We start from the raw sequence: 21985 nt of genomic DNA on the forward strand, positions 1-21985 counted from the left end.
ACCCGCTACCAAGGAGCACCCCATGCCCCCCATTCCCTCCCCGGACGGCCCGGCCGTCGTCCTCGACGAGGTGCACAAGACCTACGGCGCCACCCGGGCCGTCGACGGCATCTCGCTGACCGTGGCACGCGGGGAGTTCTTCGGGCTGCTCGGGCCCAACGGCGCGGGCAAGACCACCCTCATCGAGATCATGGAGGGGCAGCGGCGGGCGGACTCCGGCGCCGTCACCGTCCTCGGCGAGCACCCCTGGCCGCGCAACACGGCGCTGCTGCCCAAGCTGGGCGTGCAGACGCAGACTTCGGCGTTCTTCGTCCGGCTGACGGCCCGTGAACACCTGGAGACCATGGCCGCCCTCTACGGCGCCGGCCCGGACGCCGCCGAACGCGCCCTGGCCACCGTCGGGCTGACCGACGAGGGCGGCACGCGCGTCGACGACCTCTCCGGCGGCCGGCGGCAGCGGCTGGCCATCGCCTCCGCCCTCGTCCACGACCCCGAACTGATCTTCCTGGACGAGCCGACCGCCGCGCTCGACCCGCAGGCGCGCCGCGACCTGTGGCAGGTGCTGCGCGACCTCAAGAGCGCCGGGCGCACCATCGTCTACACCACCCACCACCTCGACGAGGCGGAGGCGCTGTGCGACCGGGTGGCGATCGTCGTCAAGGGGCGGATCAGCGCCCTGGACTCCCCCGGCCGCCTCATCGCCGCGGGCAGCCCCGTCACCCGCCTGGTGGTCCCGGCGGGCCGGCTGACCCCGGAGGCGGCGCGGGCCATCCCCGGCGTCGACCGGGTCGGCGAGGAGGGGGACGGCCTGGTGCTGGAGACGCTGGACTCCGGTCCCGTGCTGGCCGCGGTCGCCGAACTCGCCGGGCTCCAGGGGGTGCAGACGCGCACCGCGAGCCTGGAGGACGTCTACCTCGAACTGACCGGCACCGGCACCAACACCCCGCGACCGTGAACACCGCGGCCGCGAACACCGAAGCCGTGAACACTGCGGCCGTGAACACCGCGGCCGTGACACCGCACCGCCCGCCCGGCGGCGCACGCCTGGCACCGCACCGGATACGGAGAACACCATCCCCATGAGCGCCTACGCCGCACTGAGCAGGGCGGGCTACCGGGCCTACGTCCGCGACAAGACCACCCTCTTCTTCACCTTCGCCTTCCCGCTGCTCTTCCTCGTCGTCTTCGGGCTGATCTTCCACGGCAAGTCCGTGGAGGAGAGCGGCAAGCCGTACATCAACTACATCGCCCCGGGCGTACTGTCCTGGGGCGTCGCCAACGCCGCCGTCTTCGGGGTCGGCTTCGTGCTGATGCAGTGGCGCCGCGACGACATCCTGCGGCTGATCCGGATGACGCCGGCCCGGCTGCCGGCCGTGCTGGGCTCCCGCTACGTGCTGGCCATCGGCATCGGCATCGTGCAGGCGGTGCTGTTCGTCGCGGTGGCGCTGCTGCCGTCCTTCGGGCTGAGCCTGGCCGGCGGCTGGCCGCTCGCGCTGCCCGTCCTGGTGCTCGGGATCACGGCGTTCCTGGCGATCGGCGTGATCGTCGGCTCGTACGCCCGGACGCCGGAGGCGGTCGCCGCCGTCGCCAACTGCCTGATGATCCCGATGGCCTTCCTCTCCGGCTCCTTCTTCCCGCTGGACGCCATGCCGGAGTGGATGGCCTCGCTGTCGCTGGTGCTGCCGCTGCGCTACCTCAACGACGGGGTGTCCGCCGCGCTCACCGGCTCAGGACCCGCCGGGGACATCGTCACCGCCTGCGCGGTCCTCGCCGGTTTCGCCCTCGTCTTCGGCGCCGTGGCCCTGAAGACCTTCCGCTGGAGCGACCGCACATGACGACGACCGCACCCCCGGCGCCGGACGTCCCGGCGGCGCCCCTGGAGACGGGCCGGGACCTGCTGCAGCGTGCGCTCACCGAACGCCACGAGCACGAGGAGCGGGCCCCCGCGGGAGCCGCCGGGGCCGGGCGAGCGCTGCCCGCGCCGCTGGTGGTGCCGCTCGGCGCCGCCGACACCCTCGGCTTCGGCCGGCCGGACCCGTACGGCCTGCTGCGCCCCCGCGCCACCGTGCAGCTCACCGCGCGGGCCGCGCTGATCGGCCCCTGGGGCGGCGAGGGGACGGCCGCCTGCGGGCAGTGCCTGGCCATGCGCTGGCAGCGGCTGCGCAGCCGCTCCGAGCGCGAGGCGCTCGAACTGGGCCACGCGCCGCACGGCGCCACCGGCTGGCCCGTCCTCACCGGCTACGCCCTGGACGCGGTGTGGTCCGTCTACCGGGCCGTCATGCCCGGCGGGTGCGCGGCCCCGTCGGCGGTGCCGGCCGACCGCGCGCTGCCGCAGGTGACCCGGGTCGATCTGGGCACGCTCGCCACCGCGACCTTCCCGCTGCTGCCGGAACCGCTCTGCCCGGCCTGCGTGCCGCTGCGGCCCGACACCGCGGAGGACGCCCGGATGGCCCTCGGGCCGGTGCCCAAGCCGGATCCGGACGGCTACCGCTCGCGGCCCCTGGACGCCTATCCGCTGCCGGAGTCCGCGCTCGCCAACCCGGTGTGCGGCGCGCTGGGTTCGGACACCTGGATCAACCCGGTCTCCACCACGACCTCGCCGGTGGCCGGCACCCACTTCGTGCGCGGCTACGCCGGGCTCAACGACGTCACGTGGAGCGGGCAGGCCGACACCTACGGCACCAGCCGCCGGCTGGCGTTCCTGGAGGGCCTGGAGCGGTACGCCGGAACGCACCGGCGGCGCGGCACCTCGCCCGTCACCGCCTCGTACCACCGGCTCCTCGCGCGCGGGGAGCCGGTCCTGGACCCGGCCGCGTGCGGCTTCTACGCGCCGGAGACCTACGAACGGGACCATCTCGTTAGCCCGTTCGACCCCGACCGGGACATCCCCTGGGTGTGGGGCCACTCGCTCCGCGACGACCGGCCCGTCCTCGTACCGGCCCGGCTCGCGCACTACAGCGCGGGCGTGGACGCCGACAACTTTGTGTTCGAGTGCTCCAACGGCTGTGCCACCGGCGGCACTCCGGAGGAGGCGATCCTCTTCGGGCTGCTGGAGCTCGTCGAGCGGGACGCCTTCCTGCTCGCCTGGTACGGGCGGGCCCGGCTGACCGAGATCGACCTCGGCTCCTGCCGGGGCGGCGCCACCCGCACCCTGCTCGACCGGGCCGCGCTGCACGGCTACGACGTCCGGGCGTTCGACACCCGGATGGACACCGCGGTGCCCGTGGTGACCGCCCTGGCGGTGCGCCGCGACGGCGGCCTCGGCACGCTCTCCTTCAGCGCCGCCGCGGGGTTCGACCCGGAGGGCACCGTCGACGCCGCGCTGTCGGAGGTGCTGACGTACATCCCGCACCTGCCGTACCAGGTCGCCGAGCGGCGCGCCGAACTGGAGGCCATGGCGCGGGACTACGGCAAGGTGCTGCACCTGAAGGACCACGCCCAGCTCTACGGGCTGCCGGAGATGGCCGGGCACGCCCGGGAGTATCTGGAGCCCGAGGCCGTCGTGCCGCTCGGTGAGGCGTTCCCCGGCTGGCGGGAGCTGAGGCCGCGCACCGGCGATCTGCTGGACGACCTGCGGCTGCTCCGCGACGAGCTGGTGCGCGCCGGGCACGACGTCATCGCCGTGGACCAGACGACGCCGGAACAGCGCGCCATGGGCCTGCACACGGTCGGCACCATCGTTCCCGGGCTGCTGCCGCTGGACTTCGGCTGGAGCCGGCAGCGGGCGCTGCTGATGCCGCGGCTGCGCACCGGCCTCCGGGCGGCGGGACGGCGGGACACCGACCTGGGCGGGGCGGAGATCAGGGCCGTGCCGCACCCGTTCCCGTGAGGGCCGTCCGGTGAACACGCGCGCCGGTACGGCGCCCGGCGGCATCCGGCAGCCCCCTCCGGTACGGGAGATTCCGCTCCGGAGGGGGCTGCCGGGCCCGGGGCGCCGTGGATCAGGCGCTGCAGGAGGTGGTGGAGGTGGTGCTGGAGCAGGTGGACGTCGAGGAGGAGGACGTCGAACCCGCGAGCACGACCTCGACGGCGTCCGAGTAGTCGGAGATCTCGAAGGTCTCCGACTCCAGCTCCAGGATGTCGTTGGCGAGGGTGGCGAGCTCGGTCTTGGCGTCCATGTGGTTCTCCCTTGGCCTGCCGGGGCCCGCCGGCGGATCCGGCGGCGCTCCCGTGCGCTGGTCCCATTGGAGCGCGGGCCGCTGTCGGATCGGCCCGGCTTCCGCTGTCAGATCGCTGACACCCCGTGAGAGCGGGGGGCGGAGCACCTGACGCGGCGGAACCGCACACTGGCGGGCGGCGGGCCGCCCCGGACCCGGAGGCCGCGGGATCCGGAAGTCCGGGATTCCGGAGTTCCGTTCGGCCGGCGGATGACGGGGAACGCGCGGGAGTCCGGGGCCCGGTGGCCACCGTGGCGCCGGGGACACGGGAGAACCGGTTGTCCGGGACCCACGGAACGGAGAGAGGGCACCGCGCACCGGGGCGCACGGAGAACGGCGCGGTCCGGGGCAACGGTGACGCCCGGGGCCTGCCGTCCGCTGGATGGACAGACGGAGCTCGTCCGGAGGCGGAGGGTCCGCCCGCACCGGGGGACGGGCCGGGGGGCGTGCCCGGGACCGGCACCGTCGCGGCCGTCCGGCCGGCGGCCGCCGGAGGAGACGGAAGGCCGGCGGCAACGAGGGCGAGGGGAGAGGTGATCCATTGACCGGGACAGCGCGGGCCGTACCGGAGAACGGACCGCGAGCCGGGCAGCAGGCCGCGTCGCCGGCCGCAGCGCCGCCCGCCGGGGCGCCCGCCGGGCCGCCCGCCGGGCCGCAAGGGGTGCCGCTCGGCATCCTGCGTCCCGCCGTCGAGCTGTACGTCGATCTGCACGCCCACCCCGAGCTCTCCGGCGCCGAGGCGCGCACCGCCGGCCGGTTCGCCGCCGCGCTGGAGCGGCACGGCGCCGCGGTCACCCGCGGTGTGGGCGGGCACGGTGTGGTCGGGGTACTGGCCAACGGCCCCGGGCCGGTGGTCCTGCTGCGCGCCGAACTCGACGCCCTCCCGGTCACCGAGCGCACCGGTCTGCCGTACGCCAGTACCACCGCGGGCGTCATGCACGCCTGCGGGCACGACCTCCATCTGGCCGCCGCGTCCGGGGCGCTGGCGCTGCTGGCGCGGTCCCGGGAGACCTGGCGCGGCACCGTCCTGGTCGTCGGCCAGCCCGCCGAGGAGACCCTGGAAGGGGCGCGGGCGATGCTGGCGGACGGTCTGTACGAGCGCTTCGGCACTCCGGACGCGGTCCTCGCCCAGCACGCGGCCCCGCTGCCGGCCGGCACCGTCGCCCACGGCCGGGGCGGCCCGCTGATGGCGGGCAGCGCGGCACTGGACGTGGTGATCCACGGGCGGGGCGGCCACGCGGGCGCGCCCCAGCTCGCCGTCGACCCGGTGCTGACGGCCGCCGCCACGGTGCTGCGGCTCCAGTCGATCGTGGCGCGCGAGACCGCCCCCTCGGAGCAGGTGGTGCTGACGGTCGGTTCGCTGCACGCGGGAGAACGCGGCAACGTCATCCCGGACCGGGCCGAACTGAGCCTGTCCGTCAGGGCGTTCAGCGATGCCGCACTGGACCGCGTGACGGCAGCCGTGGAGCGGATCGTGCGGGCCGAGTGCGCGGCCTCCGGCTGCCCGGACGAGCCGGAGGTCACCCTCGCCTCGCGGTCCCCGGCGCTGCTGCCCGATCCGGACACCGCGGCCGCCGTGCGCCGGGTGCACGAAGGGCTGTTCGGACCACACCGGGTGACCGACTGGCCGCCCGCCACCGCCACCGAGGACTTCCCGTTCTACGGCGCCGCCGGCACCGGGATCCGCCCGGTGTACTGGATGCTGGGGGTGACCGGTGCCCGGCAGTGGCGGGCCGCGCGCGAGGGCGCCGTACCGCCCCCGGCCAACCACGCGCCGGACTTCGCCCCGGACGTCCGGACGGCCCTGCCGGCCGGCATCACGGCGCTGGCCGGCGCCGCCCTGCACGTCCTGCCCGCCGCCGAGGAGGAAGCGCGTTGACGGACGACGACACCCCCGGCCGGGACCATCTGCTCGTCACCGTCCGCCGGAACGGCCGGGGGGCCGCGGCGGCGACGACGGTGGTGCGCCTCCTGGGCCTGCTCCCGGCGGACCGGGTCTGCACGGCGGAGCCGGCGCAGGACGCGATCCGGCTCCGGGTGGAACTGGACGGCACGGAGGCCGACCGCGCCGCGGCGCACAGCGCCGTACGGCGGGTCCTGGCCGACCGGGCGCTGGACGGCTGGGCGCTGGACGGCTGGGCGCTGGACGTCCGGCCGGAGGACGGCCGGACGGAGGAGAACTGAGCCGGCGGCGGTCCGGAGCGGCCGGGCACCCGCGGCCCGGCGGGGCCCGTCAGATCCAGCCGCGCTCGCGGGCCAGCAGCGCCGCCTGCGCCCGGCTGGCCGCGCCCAGCGTCTGCAGCAGATCGGCGACGTACCGCCGGTAGGTGCGGACCGAGACGCCCAGTTCCCGGGCCCCCGCCTCGTCCTTCCCGACCGAGCACATCGACACCAGCACCCGGCGCTCGAAGTCGGGGAGCGCTTCCCCGGTCTCCTCGCCGCCCTCCTCCCCCGGGCCGGTGAAGTCCTCGGCCTGCTGCCAGATCTTCTCGAAGAGGGCGACGATGTTGGCGACGAGGCCGCTCTTGCGGGCGAGCAGCGCGCCCCGCGCGGTGTTGGCCGGGTCGAGCGGCACCAGGGCGGCCCGCCGGTCGTAGACGAGCATGCGTTCGGTGATGTCGCAGGCCACGCGGATCCTGGCCCCGTGGGCGACCAGTTCCCGCAGATAGTCCGCGGTCGGGGTGTCGTCCAGGGCCCGGCGCAGGACCACGCTGCGGATCTCGACGCCGCGGCGCAGACAGCGGTGGTCGAGCGGGCGGGAGCGGGCGATGTTCTCCGGCGACAGCCGGGTGTACGGTTCCACGGACAAAATCTCGTCGCGGGCGAAGAAGGCCAGGTCGTCGATCCGGTCCCGGATCTGCTCCAGCCCTTCCAACTGCTCGATGCCCGTACCGGCCTGGGCCCGGGGTCCCTGCTCCGCGCGTAGACCGTCGATGACGTGGCGTGACTGGGTGACCTGACGCAGCTCCTGGTGGAGTGCCCGCAGCCGGACGTCCGTCAGCCGGGCCAGGGCGATCTCGGGGTCCGCCGGATTGATCAGCTTGCCGTCCCCCATGGGGTGGAGCAGTCCGAGTCCGCGCAGCCGGTCGAGGGAGCACCGGACGCGTTCGCGCTCGGTGTGGAGCAGGAGGTGGATGTCGTCCGGGGATGTCCCCGGGTTCCGCAGGAAATGCCGGTAGATCTCCTCCTCCAGAGGAGAGACCCCGAACACGGACATCTCGTTGCCAGCCAACTGCGCCCCCATGCCGCCGGTCCATCTCCGGCCGTTGCCCATGGCGGGTCGAGCCCATGGCCGCCGGAGTGGTTCGGCACACAGTAAACGGCGGAAGTGACGTCCCTGGAAAGGGATGAGAGCGACCAGCGGGCCGAATGCGGGATTTTGTGGTATTACGCCCAGCTGATTGACATCGGGTCAATAAGCTTACGCCCCTCAACGCGCCGCCCACAGGCGTTGGTTGAGGGAACGGCCAATCCACCGCCCTTCCCGGCAGGACCACCACACCACCGCCACGCCACCACCGCGCCCCACCCACCGCCACCCGCACGGAGCAGCCGTCCGGCCCGGCCGTCGCCCCCCGGACGGAGCGCCGCCCGCCCCACGCCGCACGGCCGCATATCGCCCGAAAAATAATCAAGACAGCATAAATGCGCTAATCTGCGCTCATCCCTTGGTTCTCCCCGCGGGCCGCGGCACCGCTCCCGGGGACGCGCCCAAGCCCACCCGGCCTCGCAGGTGAGGACATGTTCAATCCGAGCGCACCGGTCGTGACCGTGTTCGCGGTCTATCTGGTCGCCGTGATCGGCGTGGGCCTCTGGGCCTACCCCCGCACCCGCACCTTCGCGGACTTCGCCCTGGGCGGCCGCCGCCTCCCGCCGCTGGTCGCCGCCCTGTCCGCCGGGGCCAGCGACATGTCCGGCTGGCTCTTCCTGGCTCTTCCCGGAGCCGTGTACGCGGCCGGGATCGGCGCCACCTGGATCGCCGTCGGCCTGGCGGTCGGCACCTACCTCAACTGGCTGTTCGTCGCGCCGCGGCTGCGGACCTACACCGAGCGCGCCGGCAACGCCGTGAGCCTGTCGGCCTACCTGGAGGAGCGGTTCGAGGACCGCACCCGGCTGCTCCGGATCGTCACGGCCGCCGTCACCATCGTGTTCTTCACCCTCTACGTGGCCGGCGGGCTGGTCGCCGGGGGACTCCTCTTCGAGCAGGTCTTCGACGCCGCCTTCAGGCTCGGGGTCGTCCTGACCGCACTGGTGATCGTCGTCTACTCGTGTCTCGGCGGCTTCCTCGCGGTGAGCCTGACGCACGTGGTGCAGGGCACGCTGATGTTCCTCGCCCTGGTCGTCCTGCCGGTGACCGGCCTCGTGATGCTCGGCGGGTTCGGGACACTCAGCGAGGAACTCGGCCGCGAGACGGGCTCCCTCCTGGAGATGGGCTCCCGGGCCGACTACTCCGGCGGCGAGTGGTCCGCGGGCCGGCCGCTCGGTGCCGTCGCGGTCGTCTCCCTGCTCGCCTGGGGCCTCGGCTACTTCGGCCAGCCGCACATCCTCGCCCGCTTCATGGGCATCCGCAGCATCCGCGCCGTCCCGGCGGCCCGGCGCATCGGCACGCTCTGGGTGCTCGTCGTGCTCACCGGCGCGTCGCTCACCGGTCTGGCGGGCATCGCCCTGCTCGACGAGCCGCTCACCAACCCCGAGACCGTGTTCATCGCCCTGTCCGAGACCCTGCTCGACCCGTGGATCGCGGGCTTCATGCTGATCGCCGTCCTGGCCGCGATCCTGTCGACCGCGGACAGCCAGCTGCTGGTGTCCTCGGTCGCCCTCACCGAGGACTTCTACCACGCGTTCCTCAGCCGCCACGCCTCGGACCGGGTCCTGGTGTGGGCCGGCCGCCTCGCCGTGGTGGTGGTGACGCTGACCGCCACCGTCATCGCGCTGGAGGGCGGCGGCGTGCTGGACATCGTGGCCCACGCCTGGGCGGGCTTCGGCGCCTCCTTCGGCCCCGTCGTCCTCCTCTCGCTCCACTGGCCGCGCATGACCTGGGCCGGGGCCATGGCCGGCATCGTGACGGGCGCGGGTGTCGTCCTCCTCTGGGAGCGGATCAATCCGCTCCTCGGACCGCTGGAGTCCGGGATCTACGAGATGGTCCCGGGCGTGCTGGCCGCCACCGCCGCCACCCTGCTCTTCGGCCGGTGGGCCGGCCGCCCCCCGCAGCGTGCCTTCTGGCGGCTGCCGGGAGGCGGGGTGAACCAGCTGATGCTGGAGCCGTCCCTCGGCCAGGCGCCGATCGGCATGGCCATGGTCGACAGCGATCTGCGGTACGTCTGGGTGAACAAGGTGCTGGAACGCATGGCCCCGCTGGAGCGGCGGCTGGGACGGCGGGTGACGGACATCCTCCCGCGACGGCAGGCGGAAGCGCTGGAGGAGCGCATGCGGTCCGTGCTGGACACCGGCGAGCCGGTGCTGGACTACGAGTTCGGCGGCCCCGGTTTCACGGATCCGCACCAGGACCGGGCGTACTCGGTCTCCATCTTCGCCATGGAGGACCGCCACGGGCAGCGCGTCGGGATCTGGTACATGGTCCTCGACGTCACGGACCGCTGGAAGGCCCGGCAGCGCCTGGCCCTGCTGAACGACGCCAGCGCCCGGATCGGCAGCACCCTGGACGTGACGCTGACCGCGCAGGAACTGGCCGACGACACCGTCCCCTCCCTCGCCGACTTCGCCGCCGTCGAACTGCTGGACTCGGTGGTGCGGGGCGAGGAGCCCGCCACCGGGCCGCTCACCACCACCCCCGCCCTGCGGCGGGCCGGGCAGAAGCCGGCGACCCACGGCGGGGAGGCGGGACCGGCCGCCGGGGAACCGGCGGGACCGGCCCGCGCCGTGCCCGGCTCCCCCGCGGCACGCTGCCTGCTCCGGGGCGAGACCCTGCTGGAGACGGTCCCCGGCCTCACCGGGCAGTCCTGGGTGACGGACGACCCGGCCCTGGAGGCCTTCGCCGGCGCCTCCGGGTTCCACACGGTGATGGCCGTGCCGATGCGGGCCCGCGGGGTCTTCCTGGGTGCGGCCGTCTTCCTCCGCTCCCGGCGCCTGGGCGCCTTCGAGGAGGACGACGTCCGCCTCGCCGAGGAGCTGGTCTCCCGTGCCGCCGTGAGCATCGACAACGCCCGCCGCTACGCCCGCGAGCGCACCGCGGCCCAGACCATGCAGCGCTCCCTGCTGCCGCACGGCCTCACCGGCGGTTCCGCCCTGGAGGTGGCCTCGTGGTACCTCCCGGCCGACGCGCCGAGCGGGGTGGGCGGCGACTGGTTCGACGTGATCCCGCTCTCCGGCGCGCGGGTCGCGCTGACCGTCGGAGACGTGGTCGGCCACGGCATCAACGCCGCCACCACGATGGGGCGGCTCCGCACGGCCGTCCGCACGCTCGCCAACCTGGACTACCCCCCGGACGAGCTGCTCGCCCATCTGGACGACCTGGTCATCGACCTCATGGGGCCGGACCCGGACCGCGAGGAGGGGCCGTCGGCCGCGGCGAACGAGAGCGTGGCCGCCACGTTCCTCGGCGCCACCTGCCTCTACGCCGTGTACGACCCGGTCAGCGGGCGGTGCACGCTGGCCCGGGCCGGTCATCTCCCGCCCGTGGTCGTCCGCCCCGACGGCTCCGTCGAGGTGCTGGAGCTGCCCGCCGGGCCGCCGCTGGGCCTGGGGGCCCTGCCGTTCGAGTCCGCCGACGTCACGCTGGAGGAGGGCAGCCTCCTCGCCCTCTACACCGACGGCCTCATCCAGGCGTACGACCTGGACATCGACGTCGGGCTGTCCCGGCTGAGCCGGGTCCTCGCCGCCCCCCGTCCGGGCCTGGGCGAGACGGGCGACCAGGTGATGGAGGCCCTGCTGGCGGGCCCGCCCTCCGACGACGCCGCCCTGCTCCTCGCCCGGACCCGGGTCCTGGACTCGACCCGGGTCGCCTCCCTGGAGCTGCCGGGGGACCCGGCGTGCGTCTCCCGGGCCCGCGCCTTCGTCACCCGGCAGCTGTCGGCGTGGGACATGGACGAGCTGCTCTTCACCACGGAACTCATCGTCAGCGAGCTGGTCACCAACGCCATCCGCCACGGGTCCGGGCCGGTCACCCTGCGCCTGATCCGGGAGCGGGCACTGATCTGCGAGGTCTCCGACACCAGCAGCACTTCGCCCCGGCTGCGCCACGCGCGGACCACGGACGAGGGCGGCCGGGGCCTGCTGATCGTCGCGCAGCTCGCCCGGCGGTGGGGCACCCGCTACACGGCGGAGGGCAAGATCATCTGGGCGGAACAGGGCGTGCCCTCCGACGCCGCACCGGACGGCGTCACCGTTCCGGCGGTGTCGGTGTGATCCGGCGGTGTCGGTGTGATCCGGCGGTGTGCTCCGGCGGGTGGCGGTGCCCCTCCTCAGGGTGCGAGCCGGCCCTCCGGCGTCCAGATGCTCAGCGCCCACAGGACGACGAGGTCGATGCCGATCATGACGATCGCCCAGACCGGGTAGTACGGCAGCCAGAGGAAGTTGGCGACCAGATGGAGCGCGACCAGGACGATGGCGGTGTAGCGCGCCCAGGACGCTCCCTGCACGACGCCGTAACCGGTGAACGCGACCAGGGCGCCGAGCACCAGGTGGAGCCAGCCCCAACCGGTCAGGTCGACTTCGAAGACGTAGTCGCCGACCTCCGCGAAGACGTCGTCATTGGCGATGGCGGCGATCCCCTGCAGGACACCGAGGACCCCGGCGATCAGCAGGACGGCGCCCGCGAAGACGGCGTTCCCGCCGGGTCCCGTGGTGTTGCGGGTCGAGGCCTGGTGAGCACTCGCCGTGGTGTGTGAAGCCTGGTTCATGACTGCCTCCAGGACATGAGCCGCGTTCCGCGGCGGCGCGGCGCCCGGGCCGGCGGGCCGCCGGCGGGATGGGCCGTGCCTCCTTCAGGCTAGGCAGAGGCGTCCTCGCCGCGCATCCGGAGGCGGGCCGCCTCCGGATGCGGGCGGCGGGTGACGGGGGTGACGGTGCTCACCCGTCACGGCCCGGGAATCCGCTGTGCCGAGGCGGCCGCGCTCCGCAGAATGGGCGGTGTCCACTCCGGGTGGCCGCCCCGTCCCGGCCGTCCCGTCCACCGTCACAGCAGTCACAGCAGGGAGCAGCCCGTTGCAGCGTCTCGACCCCGCCGAGGTGAAAGCGGCCGCCGACCGGACCGCCGGGCACATCCGGCCGGTGAGCGTGGTCCCCGTCGAGCCGGGCGGCGTCCTCGCCGCCCGCGGCGGAACGGGCCCGGAGCGGGAGGATCCGGAGCCGTACCGGTTGTGGCTGGCGCTGGAGCAGATGCAGCACACCGGTTCCTACAAGGCGCGCGGCGCCTGGAACTTCGTCGCCGCCCACCGCGACGCCGGGACCCTCCCGGCCGCCGGGGTGACCATCGCCTCCGGTGGCAACGCCGGACTGGCCTGCGCCTGGGCAGCCCGGCGGTGCGGGGCGCGGGCGACGGTCTTCCTCCCGGCCACCGCTCCGGAGGTCAAGGTCGAACGGCTGCGCGGTTACGGTGCCGAGGTGCGGCTGACCGGCTCCACCTACGCGGAGGCGCTCGCCGCCTGCGAGGAGTTCGCGGCCTCCACCGGCGCGCTGCGCTCCCACGCCTACGACCATCCGCTGATCGCCGCGGGGGCGGGGACGCTGGCGGAGGAGATCCGGCAGCGGGTTCCCGAGGCGGACACCCTCGTGGTCGCCGTCGGCGGCGGCGGGCTCTTCGCCGGGGTGGCCACCGCCGCCGGCCGGCACGGCCTGCGGACCGTCGCCGTCGAACCCGAGCACTGCAGGGCGCTCAACGCCGCCGTGGAGGCGGGGCGGATCGTGGACGTCACGGTGGACTCCGTCGCCGCCGACTCCCTCGGCGCCCCCCGCACCTCCGAGATGGCGCTGTCGGCGGCGCTCGGCGCCGACGCGCGGTCGGTGCTGGTGCCCGACGCGGAGATCGTCCGGGCCCGCCGGGCGCTGTGGGAGGACCGGCGGCTGGTGGTGGAGACCGGCGCGGCGAGCGCGCTCGCGGCCCTGACGGCCGGCGAGCCGTACGGATACCGGCCGTCCCCCGGGGAGAACGTCGTCGTGGTGCTGTGCGGCGCCAACACCGACCCGGGCGACCTGGTGGAGCGGGACTGACCGCACCCGGAACCGGCCGCGGCGGAAACCACCCCGCCCGTCCCGCGCGGCGCCGCCGATCCGGGGCATACGGTGGCCGTCGGGACGGACACGCAGGCGGGAGACAGCACATGGGCCGGGTCACCGAGCGGCGGCGGGTCGTACGGATCCGGGACGGCGCGGTGAGCGCGCGACCGGACACGCTCGTCGCGGAGGAGCCCCTGGAGATCCGGCTGGGCGGCAAGCCGCTCGCGATCACCATGCGCACCCCCGGTGACGACTTCGCGCTCGCCGCCGGTTTCCTGGTGAGCGAGGGCGTTCTGGGGCGGGCGGAGGAGCTGACCGGCATCGCCTACTGCGCCGGGGCCACCGCCGACGGGGGCAACACGTACAACGTGGTGGACGTCCGGCTCGCCCCGGGGGTGCCGGTGCCCTCCATCACCCTGGAGCGCAACGTCTACACGACCTCCTCCTGCGGGCTCTGCGGCAAGGCCAGCCTCGACGCCGTGCGCACCACGGCCCGCTGGCCGATCGCCGACGAGCCGCCGGTCCGCGTCACGCCCGGGGTGCTGGCCGGGCTGCCGGAGCGGCTGCGCGCCGCCCAGCGGGTGTTCGACCGGACGGGCGGTCTGCACGCGGCCGGACTGTTCTCGCCCGAGGGCGAGTTGCTGGACCTGCGGGAGGACGTCGGCCGGCACAACGCCGTCGACAAGCTGGTGGGGCGGGCGCTGCAGGACGGGCGGCTGCCGCTGTCGCGGTGCGTGCTGCTGGTCTCCGGGCGCGCCTCGTTCGAGCTGGCGCAGAAGGCGGTGATGGCCGGAATCCCGGTCCTGGCGGCCGTCTCCGCGCCGTCCTCGCTCGCGGTGGACCTCGCCGAGGAGGCCGGGCTGACCCTCGTCGGCTTCCTCCGCGGCGCGTCGATGAACGTCTACGCGGGCGCGGAGCGCGTCGAGGTGTGAGGGCCCGGAAGCGGACCGGCCCCGGACCGGGCACGGGAGCGCGGCCGGGAGCGCCACCGGCCGCGCCGCGCCCCGCGCGGTGGCGCCCCGTGAAGCCCCGGTGCCCGTCCGGCGGGGATCGCGTGGAGACGGCGAAAGACGAACTGACTCTCCGGTCAGGTATCGGCCGAGGTCAGCGCACCGCTCCGCCATTTCCCCACCTGACCTGCACATGTACCGCACTCTACGGTTGCGGTGCGAACCTCACGCCGATCGGGATCCATCGGGTACCGTCACCGCGCTGTGCGAAGTTCCGAGGAGCGATGCGTTGCGCGACATCTCCACCCCCGCCGTCACGGCGGCGCCCCGGGCCGGCGGCCTGGCCGACGCCGTCTTCGACCGCGCCGCCCGGGAGCCGGACAAGGTCGTCCTGGGCCGCAAGTCGGACGGCGTGTGGCGGGACGTGACCGCGGCGCGGTTCCGGGACGAGGTGATGGCGCTCGCCAAGGGACTGATAGCCCAGGGCGTCCGCTTCGCCGACCGCGTCGCCATCATGGCCCGGACCCGCTACGAGTGGACGCTCTTCGACTTCGCCCTGTGGAGCATCGGCGCCCAGCCCATCCCGATCTACCCGACCTCCTCCGCCGAGCAGGTCCTGTGGATCCTCCACGACGCGGACGTCTCGGCCTGCGTCGTCGAGCACGAGGACCACGCCATGACCGTCGGCTCGGTGATCGACCGGCTGCCGCGGATGGGCCGGCTGTGGCAGCTCAACGCCGACGCGGTCGGGCAGCTCAGCGCCGCCGGGGCCCATATCGAGGACGATGTGGTGCACCGCCACCGGCGCGCCGTCACCCCCGACTCGACCGCCACGGTGATCTACACCTCCGGCACCACCGGCCGTCCCAAGGGCTGCGTGCTGACCCACGCCAACTTCCTCTTCGAGACCGACACGATGGTCACCCGCTGGGAGCCGGTCTTCCACTCCCGGCCCGGTGACGAGCCGTCGACCCTGCTCTTCCTGCCGGTCTCCCACGTCTTCGGCCGGATGGTGGAGGTCGCGGCGGTCCGCCACGGCGTGAAACTCGGCCACCAGCCGAACCTCGCGGCGAGCGAACTCCTCCCGGATCTGGCCGTGTTCCAGCCCACCTTCGTCCTCGCCGTGCCGCACGTCTTCGAGAAGATCTTCCACGCGGCCCGGCGGAAGGCGGAGGCCGAGGGCCGGGTCAAGCCCTTCGACCGGGCGGTGGAGGTGGCGGTGCGCTACGCCGAGGCGCTGGAGGACCGGGCCTTCGGGGCGGGCTCCGGGCCCGGCCCCGGGCTGCGGATGCAGCACCAGCTCTTCGACAAGCTCGTCTACGGCAAGCTGCGCGCGGCCATGGGCGGCCGCATCCGGCACGCCATGTCGGGCGGTTCGGCGATGGAGCGCCGGCTCGGGCTGTTCTTCGCGGGCGCCGGCGTCACCGTCTACGAGGGCTACGGGCTGACCGAGTCGACCGCCGCCGCCACCGCCAACCCCCCGGAGCGCACCCGCTACGGCACCGTCGGCCTGCCCGTCCCCGGCACCTCCGTGCACATCGCGGAGGACGGCGAGATCTGGCTGCACGGCGGGAACGTCTTCGGCGGCTACCTCAACGAGCCCAAGGCCACCCACGAGACCCTGCGCGACGGCTGGCTGGCCACCGGGGACCTCGGTTCGCTCGACGAGGACGGCTATCTCACCATCACCGGGCGGAAGAAGGAGATCCTGGTGACCTCCAGCGGAAAGACCGTCTCCCCGGGGCCGCTGGAGGAGCGGGTGCGGCTGCATCCGCTGGTCGCCCAGTGCATCGTCGTCGGCAACGACCGGCCCTATGTCGCCGCGCTGGTCACCCTGGACCCGGAGGCCGTGGACCACTGGCTGCGGATGCGCGGCAAGCCGCGGCTCAAGGCCTCGGAGCTGGTGCGGGACAAGGAGCTGGAGACGGAGATCCGCCGCGCGGTCGTGGCCGCCAACACGATGGTGTCCAAGGCGGAGTCGATCCGCACCTTCCGCATCCTCTCCGCCCAGTTCTCCGAGGAGCAGGGGCTGCTCACCCCCTCGCTGAAGCTCAAGCGCAAGGCCATCGAGTCCGCGTACGCCGCCGAGGTCGAGGCCCTGTACCGCGGCTGAACGGGCGGCCCGCGGGCACCGCCGGGTCACCGGGGCAGCCGACGGGCCACGGAGGCGCCGCCGGGGCCCCGGCTTCCCCCGGGAACGGCGCCACGCGGAATACGCTTACCGGAACGCGGAATACGCGGACCGTCATTGATCGTCCGATCAGGGGCAGGAGCCGCGGGAGTGCCGCGGCTCCGCGTGACCGCGCACGACGACTTCCGAGTGACCGCACGAGACGCAAAGGACCGACCGACCGTGAGCCACGTCCCCACAGTCACCCTCAACAACGGTGCCCGCATGCCGCAACTCGGCTTCGGCGTCTGGCAGATCCCGGACGACGAGGCCGCCGCGGCCGTGACGGCCGCGCTGGAAGCGGGCTACCGCAGCATCGACACCGCCGCCGTCTACGGCAACGAGACCGGCACCGGCGCGGGCATCGCCCGCTCCGGCGTCCCCCGCGAGGACGTCTTCGTCACCACGAAGGTCTGGAACAGCGACCACGGTTACGACGCCACGCTGCGCGCCTTCGACACCTCGCTGGAGAAGCTCGGCCTGGACTACGTGGACCTGTACCTCATCCACTGGCCGCTGCCGAAGCGCGACCGCTACGTCGAGACCTACCGCGCCCTGGAGAAGATCGAGGAGGACGGCCGCGCCCGGGCGATCGGCGTCTCCAACTTCCTGCCCGGGCATCTGACCCGGCTGCTGGACGAGACGTCCGTCGTGCCCGCCGTCAACCAGATCGAGCTGCACCCCTGGTTCCAGCAGGCCGGCTCCCGCGCCTTCCACGCCGAGCACGGCATCGCCACCGAGGCGTGGTCCCCGCTCGGCCAGGGCAAGGGCCTGCTCGACGAACCCGTCATCGCCCGGCTCGCCGCGCGGCACGACCGCACCCCCGCGCAGATCGTGCTGCGCTGGCATCTGCAGCTCGGCAATGTGGCGATCCCCAAGTCCGCGACCCCGGCCCGGATCAAGGAGAACTTCGACGTCTTCGGCTTCGAGCTGGGCGAGGACGACATGGCGGCCCTCGCCGGCCTGGACTCCACCCGGCGCCTGGGCGCCGACCCGGCCACGGCCGACTTCAGCTGACCCCCGGCCCGGCGGCGCCCCCCGCCCCCGCGCGGCGGAACCCCCGCGTCCGCGCGGCGGGCGGCGGCCCGCCCCCGGAAAAGGCGTTGACCTCACGTTCGCTTGAGCTCCTACGGTGGCGGCCATGGATATGGAAGTCACCGCGTGGACCTCGCTCCACCATGCCGCGAACGCCACCCGCAAGGACGACGGGCGGCCCTTCTCGCGGGAGACGCTCCGCCGCATCGGCGCCTTCGCCCGCCCCCACCGCACCCGGCTGAGCTGGTTCCTGCTGCTGAGCGTCGTCACGGCGGCCCTGGCCGTCGCCACCCCCGTGCTCGCCGGGCGCGTCGTCGACTCCATCGTGAAGAGCGCGCCCGCGGCCACCGTCACCTCACTGGCCGTGCTCATCGCCGTCATCGCGGTGGCCGAGGCCGGGCTCGGGCTGCTGGCCCGCCGGCTCTCCGCCGGCATCGGCGAGGGGCTCATCCTCGATCTGCGCACGACGGTCTTCGACCATGTGCAGCGGATGCCCGTCGCCTTCTTCACCCGGACCCGCACCGGCGCCCTGGTCAGCCGGCTCAACAACGACGTCATCGGCGCGCAGCGCGCGTTCAGCGACACCCTCTCCGGGGTCGTCGGCAACCTCGTCACGCTGGCGCTCACCCTGGTCGTGATGGTCAGCCTCTCCTGGCGGATCACCCTGCTGGCGCTGCTCCTGCTGCCGGTGTTCGTGCTGCCCGCGCGCCGGATGGGCGCCCGGCTGGCCCGGCTGCGGCGGGAGGCCGCGCGCTGCAACTCCGAGATGAGCACCCAGATGACGGAGCGTTTCTCCGCGCCCGGCGCCACCCTCGTGAAGCTCTTCGGGCGGCCCGCGGAGGAGTCGGCCGAGTTCGCCGCCCGCGCCCGGCGGGTGCGGGACATCGGCGTCCGCACCGCGATGACGCAGACGGTCTTCATCACCGCCCTGACCCTGGTCTCCGCCCTCGCCCTGGCCCTCGTCTACGGCCTCGGCGGCTTCTACGCGCTGCGCGGCAGCCTGGAGCCGGGCGCCGTCGTCGCGCTGGCCCTGCTGCTCACCCGGCTCTACGCACCGCTGACCGCCCTGGCCGGGGCCCGGGTCGAGGTGATGAGCGCCATGGTCAGCTTCGAGCGGGTCTTCGAGGTGCTGGACCTGAAGCCGCTGATCGGGGAGAAGCCGGACGCGGTGCGCGTGCCGGACGGCCCGGTGTCCGTGGAGTTCGACCGGGTGTCCTTCGGCTACCCGTCGGCGGACAAGGTGTCCCTGGCCTCCCTGGAGGAGGTTGCCGTGCTCGACACCCGGGGCGGCACCGAGGTGCTGCACGAGGTGTCGTTCCGCGTCGAACCCGGCCGCATGGTCGCGCTCGTCGGCTCCTCGGGCGCCGGCAAGTCCACCATCGCGCAACTGCTCCCGCGGCTGTACGACGTGGACAGCGGGGCCGTCCGGCTCTCCGGCACGGACGTCCGCGACCTGACGGCCGAGTCGGTGCGGGCGACGGTCGGCCTGGTGACCCAGGACGGCCACCTCTTCCACGAGTCGGTGCGGGCCAACCTGCTGCTGGCCCGCCCGGAGGCCGGCGAGGAGGAGCTGTGGGAGGTGCTGCGCCGGGCCCGGCTCGACGGGCTGATCGCCGAACTCCCCGACGGCCTCGACACCATCGTCGGCGAACGCGGCTACCGGCTCTCCGGCGGCGAGCGCCAGCGGCTGACCATCGCCCGGCTGCTGCTGGCCCGGCAGCGGGTGGTCGTCCTGGACGAGGCCACCGCGCATCTGGACTCCACCTCCGAGGCGGCGGTGCAGGAGGCCCTGGGCGAGGCGCTGTCCGGGCGGACGGCCGTGGTGATCGCCCACCGGCTGTCGACCGTACGGGCGGCGGACGAGATCCTCGTCATCGAGGACGGGCGGATCGCCGAACGCGGCACCCACGGGGAACTGCTGGCCCGGGGCGGCCGCTACGAGGAGCTGTACCGCACCCAGTTCGACGAGCCCGGCGCGGAGCCGGACGCCCTCACCCCGGCGGGCGCGCCCGGCGCACCGGCGGGAACGGCGGCCTCCGGCACGGCGGCCGGGACGGCGGGGATCGCGTGAACGGCGGGGGACCGAACGGCGCGAAGGGCGGACGGCTGGTGCCCGGCGCCCAGGTCACCGTACGGCTCGTCAAGACCCCCCGCCCGGACACGAGCTATCCGGCGGCCGTGGTCGGCGACGACGGAACGCGGATCGTGGTGCGGGCGCCGTGGGCGGGGGGCACGGCGCGCGACTTCGGCTTCGTCCGGTTCGAGCCCGGCGACGTGTTCACCGAGCACTTCTGGCGCGACCGCTGGTACGCCGTCAAGGAGGTCCGGGCGGCGGACGGCACCCTCAAGGGCTGGTACTGCGATGTGACGCGGCCGGCGCGGGTGACGGAGGAGGACGGCGGCACCCTCGTCGTCGCCGATCTCGACCTCGACCTGTGGCGGTCGGCCGACGGCCGGCTCGTCCTCCGCCTCGACGAGGACGAGTTCGCCGCGAGCGGCCTCGCCGGACGCGACCCCGGGGCGGCGGCCCGCGCCGAGGCGGCCCTGGACGAACTCGAACGGCTCGCCCGGCACGACGACGGGTTCACCGCACTGACCGGTTAGGGCCGGGGACGGGCCCCGCCCCCGCTCCGCGCTCCCGCCCGGCCGGCGGCGGGAGCGCGGAGGGGACCATGCCGAACACGGCGATCTTCCGTACCGCGACCAGGGCGGCCACCAGCAGGATGCCGTCCCAGGCGGGGTCGTGCGACAGCCGCAGCAGACCGGCCGCCGTGAGGAAGTCCAGCAGCACCCGCAGGGCGAGACGCGGCCGGCGGGTGCCCGCGAGGGCGGCGAGAGCGGAGAGCAGACCGGCCGCGGTGACGAGCAGCGCGGCCGTCTCCAGCAGGGAGTTCACCGCCCCGGTTCCCCGGCGGAACGCGGATGACCGGTCTTCTCCGTGCCCACGGGCGGGTCGTCCCCGCGTTCGAGTTCGGCGCGCTCATGGGCGATTTCCCGGGCGAGGAAGAAGTTGAGCGCGGTCCGGATGGCGGCGATCGCCGCGAGCTGCCCGATCTCGGTGAAGCTGGGCGCCACCGCCGTGCGCAGCACGTCACCGGCGAGCTGGAACTCCAGCCCCAGCGCGAGGAACCGGCCCAGGGTCAGACGGATCCCGTTGAACCCCCGGGCCCGGCCGCGGGCCCGGACCAGGGCCGTCAGGAAACGGGCGAAGGCCCAGACGGCGCCGATGAAGATGATCAGGGCACCGGCGGCCTCCACGAGGCGGACCAGCAGCCCGACGGCATCGCGCAGCCATGACTCCGGCAGGAGCTCAACAGAAAGGATCACGCCCACGCGGTTACCCGCCGGCCGGACGTCCTACCGCCGCGGCTGCCCCGCCGCCGCCTCTTCGACCCGAACGGCGGGCGCCGCCCGGCCGCTCCACGGGCTGACCGGGGGCCGGGGCGTGCGCTTCCGCTCCCCGTCCGTTTCCTGTTCCGTATCGGACCGAGTGCTTCCCCGTCCGTCTGCGTACTGTCCTGCGTGCTGTGTTCGTGCCGGGTCACCCGACCCCTGCCCGCGTCCGGGACGTCCGGTGGCCGCCCGGGGCTCCCCGGCGGTCCCCCGGACGGGCCGGGCAGCGCCGGGGAACGGCCCGGGCGGCGCGCGATCCCGCCGTTCCGGCGGGTGTCCCGCCCCCGGACCCATCCGTACGGCGCACGGCTCCGAAGAGGGGGTGGGCCGGTCCCCGGGACCGGCCGTCCCCCGTGCACGACGGCACGACGGCCGGTTCTTCCCCCGGCCGCCCCCTGCTTCCTGGAGGACGACATGAGGTCAGCCCGCACCGGCCGGCCCGGGCACGGCGCTCCGCCGCCACCCGGGTCCCGGCGTCGGAGAGCCGGAGGTGCCGCGGCGTGAGAGAAGCCGTCTTCATGGGCGAGGTATCAGCTCCCGGCCCCGATCTGGGGGCCCTGCTGGGCAGGGTCGCGCGCGGCGACCAGGAGGCGTTCGGAGCGGTGTACGACATGGTGGCCGGACCCGTGCACGGTCTGGTGCGCCGTGTGCTGCGCGACCCCGCGCAGTCCGAGGAGGTCACTCAGGAGGTGCTGGTGGAGATATGGCGCGGCGCGGCCCGCTTCCGGCCGGACCGGGGCAGTGCCATGGCCTGGGTGATGACCGTCGCGCACCGGCGCGCGGTGGACCGGGTGCGGTCGGTGCAGGCCGGCACCGACCGGGAGCACCGGGCGGCGCTGCTCGACCGGACCCCGGCGTTCGACGAGGTGACCGAGCAGGTCGAGGCCCGGCTGGAGCGCGAGCAGGTGCGGCGCTGCCTGCGCGGCCTGACCGAGCTGCAGCGGCACGCGGTGACGCTCGCCTACTACCGCGGCCTCACCTACCGTGAGGTCGCCGAACTGCTGGGGGCTCCGCTGGGCACCGTGAAGACACGGTTGCGCGACGGGCTCATCCGGCTGCGCGACTGCCTGGGGGTGACGGCGTGAGCAGGCGCAGAGGGCGCGGGA

Annotated in this window: 18 protein-coding genes; 13 read left to right on the forward strand and 5 right to left on the reverse strand. The window is 74.3% G+C overall.

Annotated elements, in window-relative coordinates; genetic code table 11:
- The first annotated feature begins 22 nt into the window (after nt 1-22).
- From SXIN_RS05355 to SXIN_RS05365, 3 genes are all read left to right on the forward strand, one after another.
- Nucleotides 23-955, forward strand: a complete 933-nt coding sequence (locus SXIN_RS05355) for an ABC transporter ATP-binding protein (protein ID WP_019710914.1) — start codon at nt 23-25, stop codon at nt 953-955.
- A 124-nt stretch (nt 956-1079) separates the two neighbouring features.
- The gene (locus SXIN_RS05360; RefSeq protein ID WP_019710915.1) at nt 1080-1835 is read left to right on the forward strand and encodes an ABC transporter permease; all 756 of its coding nucleotides are present in this window, start codon (nt 1080-1082) and stop codon (nt 1833-1835) included.
- On the forward strand, nt 1832-3829 hold the full coding sequence (locus SXIN_RS05365; protein ID WP_095756658.1) for a TOMM precursor leader peptide-binding protein: 1998 nt from the start codon (nt 1832-1834) through the stop codon (nt 3827-3829). The genes SXIN_RS05360 and SXIN_RS05365 overlap by 4 nt, the downstream gene beginning before the upstream one ends.
- A 112-nt stretch (nt 3830-3941) precedes the next feature.
- On the opposite strand, the gene SXIN_RS05370 is transcribed toward SXIN_RS05365, so the two are convergent.
- Nucleotides 3942-4118: a thiazolylpeptide-type bacteriocin gene (locus SXIN_RS05370; protein WP_019710917.1), complete on the reverse strand. Its 177-nt coding sequence runs from the start codon at nt 4116-4118 to the stop codon at nt 3942-3944.
- Between the two features lie 700 nt (nt 4119-4818).
- On the opposite strand from SXIN_RS05370, the gene SXIN_RS05375 reads away from it, so the two are divergent.
- A complete protein-coding gene (locus SXIN_RS05375; protein WP_107501135.1) occupies nt 4819-6036 on the forward strand; it encodes an amidohydrolase in 1218 nt (405 codons plus the stop codon).
- Entirely contained in the window at nt 6033-6341 is a 309-nt protein-coding gene (locus tag SXIN_RS31190; protein WP_095756660.1) for a hypothetical protein, read from the forward strand. The genes SXIN_RS05375 and SXIN_RS31190 overlap by 4 nt, the downstream gene beginning before the upstream one ends.
- A gap of 49 nt (nt 6342-6390) precedes the next feature.
- Here the strand turns inward: SXIN_RS31190 and SXIN_RS05385 are convergent, their stop codons facing one another.
- Complete coding sequence (locus tag SXIN_RS05385) at nt 6391-7389, reverse strand: helix-turn-helix domain-containing protein (RefSeq protein ID WP_238153681.1); 999 nt, start codon at nt 7387-7389, stop codon at nt 6391-6393.
- Between the two features lie 509 nt (nt 7390-7898).
- Here SXIN_RS05385 and putP point away from each other — a divergent pair.
- The gene (gene putP, locus SXIN_RS05390; RefSeq protein WP_095756661.1) at nt 7899-11522 is read left to right on the forward strand and encodes a sodium/proline symporter PutP; all 3624 of its coding nucleotides are present in this window, start codon (nt 7899-7901) and stop codon (nt 11520-11522) included.
- Between the two features lie 56 nt (nt 11523-11578).
- On the opposite strand, the gene SXIN_RS05395 is transcribed toward putP, so the two are convergent.
- Complete coding sequence (locus SXIN_RS05395) at nt 11579-12016, reverse strand: DUF7144 family membrane protein (protein ID WP_019710924.1); 438 nt, start codon at nt 12014-12016, stop codon at nt 11579-11581.
- 304 nt (nt 12017-12320) lie between these two features.
- Here SXIN_RS05395 and SXIN_RS05400 point away from each other — a divergent pair, with 304 nt between their 5' ends.
- From SXIN_RS05400 to SXIN_RS05425, 6 genes are all read left to right on the forward strand, one after another.
- Nucleotides 12321-13325, forward strand: a complete 1005-nt coding sequence (locus SXIN_RS05400; RefSeq protein WP_019710925.1) for a threonine/serine dehydratase — start codon at nt 12321-12323, stop codon at nt 13323-13325.
- A gap of 110 nt (nt 13326-13435) precedes the next feature.
- Entirely contained in the window at nt 13436-14263 is an 828-nt protein-coding gene (gene fdhD / locus SXIN_RS05405; protein WP_019710926.1) for a formate dehydrogenase accessory sulfurtransferase FdhD, read from the forward strand.
- A 307-nt stretch (nt 14264-14570) separates the two neighbouring features.
- The gene (locus SXIN_RS05410; protein WP_019710927.1) at nt 14571-16394 is read left to right on the forward strand and encodes an AMP-dependent synthetase/ligase; all 1824 of its coding nucleotides are present in this window, start codon (nt 14571-14573) and stop codon (nt 16392-16394) included.
- Nucleotides 16395-16634: 240 nt separating this feature from the next.
- On the forward strand, nt 16635-17468 hold the full coding sequence (locus SXIN_RS05415) for an aldo/keto reductase (RefSeq protein WP_039823321.1): 834 nt from the start codon (nt 16635-16637) through the stop codon (nt 17466-17468).
- Between the two features lie 124 nt (nt 17469-17592).
- Entirely contained in the window at nt 17593-19557 is a 1965-nt protein-coding gene (locus SXIN_RS05420) for an ABC transporter ATP-binding protein (protein ID WP_095756662.1), read from the forward strand.
- Nucleotides 19554-20090 carry a ribonuclease FAU-1 family protein gene (locus SXIN_RS05425; RefSeq protein ID WP_420341040.1) on the forward strand — a complete coding sequence of 179 codons (537 nt, stop codon included), beginning with the start codon at nt 19554-19556 and terminating at the stop codon, nt 20088-20090. Before SXIN_RS05420 ends, SXIN_RS05425 begins: the two co-directional genes overlap by 4 nt.
- Here SXIN_RS05425 and SXIN_RS05430 read toward each other — a convergent pair.
- Nucleotides 20071-20382, reverse strand: a complete 312-nt coding sequence (locus SXIN_RS05430; RefSeq protein WP_019710931.1) for a hypothetical protein — start codon at nt 20380-20382, stop codon at nt 20071-20073. The genes SXIN_RS05425 and SXIN_RS05430 overlap by 20 nt on opposite strands.
- The gene (locus tag SXIN_RS05435) at nt 20379-20813 is read right to left on the reverse strand and encodes a DUF1622 domain-containing protein (protein ID WP_095757939.1); all 435 of its coding nucleotides are present in this window, start codon (nt 20811-20813) and stop codon (nt 20379-20381) included. The genes SXIN_RS05430 and SXIN_RS05435 overlap by 4 nt, the downstream gene beginning before the upstream one ends.
- A gap of 584 nt (nt 20814-21397) precedes the next feature.
- Between SXIN_RS05435 and SXIN_RS05440 the strand changes: the two genes are divergently transcribed.
- Nucleotides 21398-21964, forward strand: coding sequence for a sigma-70 family RNA polymerase sigma factor (locus SXIN_RS05440; protein ID WP_192883660.1), 567 nt, complete (start codon nt 21398-21400; stop codon nt 21962-21964).
- The last annotated feature ends 21 nt before the right edge of the window (nt 21965-21985 follow it).

Source organism: Streptomyces xinghaiensis S187, assembly GCF_000220705.2.
GTDB classification, from domain to species: Bacteria; Actinomycetota; Actinomycetes; order Streptomycetales; family Streptomycetaceae; genus Streptomyces; species Streptomyces xinghaiensis.

Coding starts and splice junctions, on each gene's coding strand:
- SXIN_RS05420 (WP_095756662.1), top strand. CDS start 17,593: ATGGATATGGAAGTCACCGCGTGGACCTCGCTCCACCATGCCGCGAAC.
- fdhD (WP_019710926.1), top strand. CDS start 13,436: ATGGGCCGGGTCACCGAGCGGCGGCGGGTCGTACGGATCCGGGACGGC.
- SXIN_RS05365 (WP_095756658.1), top strand. CDS start 1,832: ATGACGACGACCGCACCCCCGGCGCCGGACGTCCCGGCGGCGCCCCTG.
- SXIN_RS05355 (WP_019710914.1), top strand. CDS start 23: ATGCCCCCCATTCCCTCCCCGGACGGCCCGGCCGTCGTCCTCGACGAG.
- putP (WP_095756661.1), top strand. CDS start 7,899: ATGTTCAATCCGAGCGCACCGGTCGTGACCGTGTTCGCGGTCTATCTG.
- SXIN_RS05360 (WP_019710915.1), top strand. CDS start 1,080: ATGAGCGCCTACGCCGCACTGAGCAGGGCGGGCTACCGGGCCTACGTC.
- SXIN_RS05440 (WP_192883660.1), top strand. CDS start 21,398: ATGGGCGAGGTATCAGCTCCCGGCCCCGATCTGGGGGCCCTGCTGGGC.
- SXIN_RS05395 (WP_019710924.1), bottom strand. CDS start 12,016: ATGAACCAGGCTTCACACACCACGGCGAGTGCTCACCAGGCCTCGACC.
- SXIN_RS05370 (WP_019710917.1), bottom strand. CDS start 4,118: ATGGACGCCAAGACCGAGCTCGCCACCCTCGCCAACGACATCCTGGAG.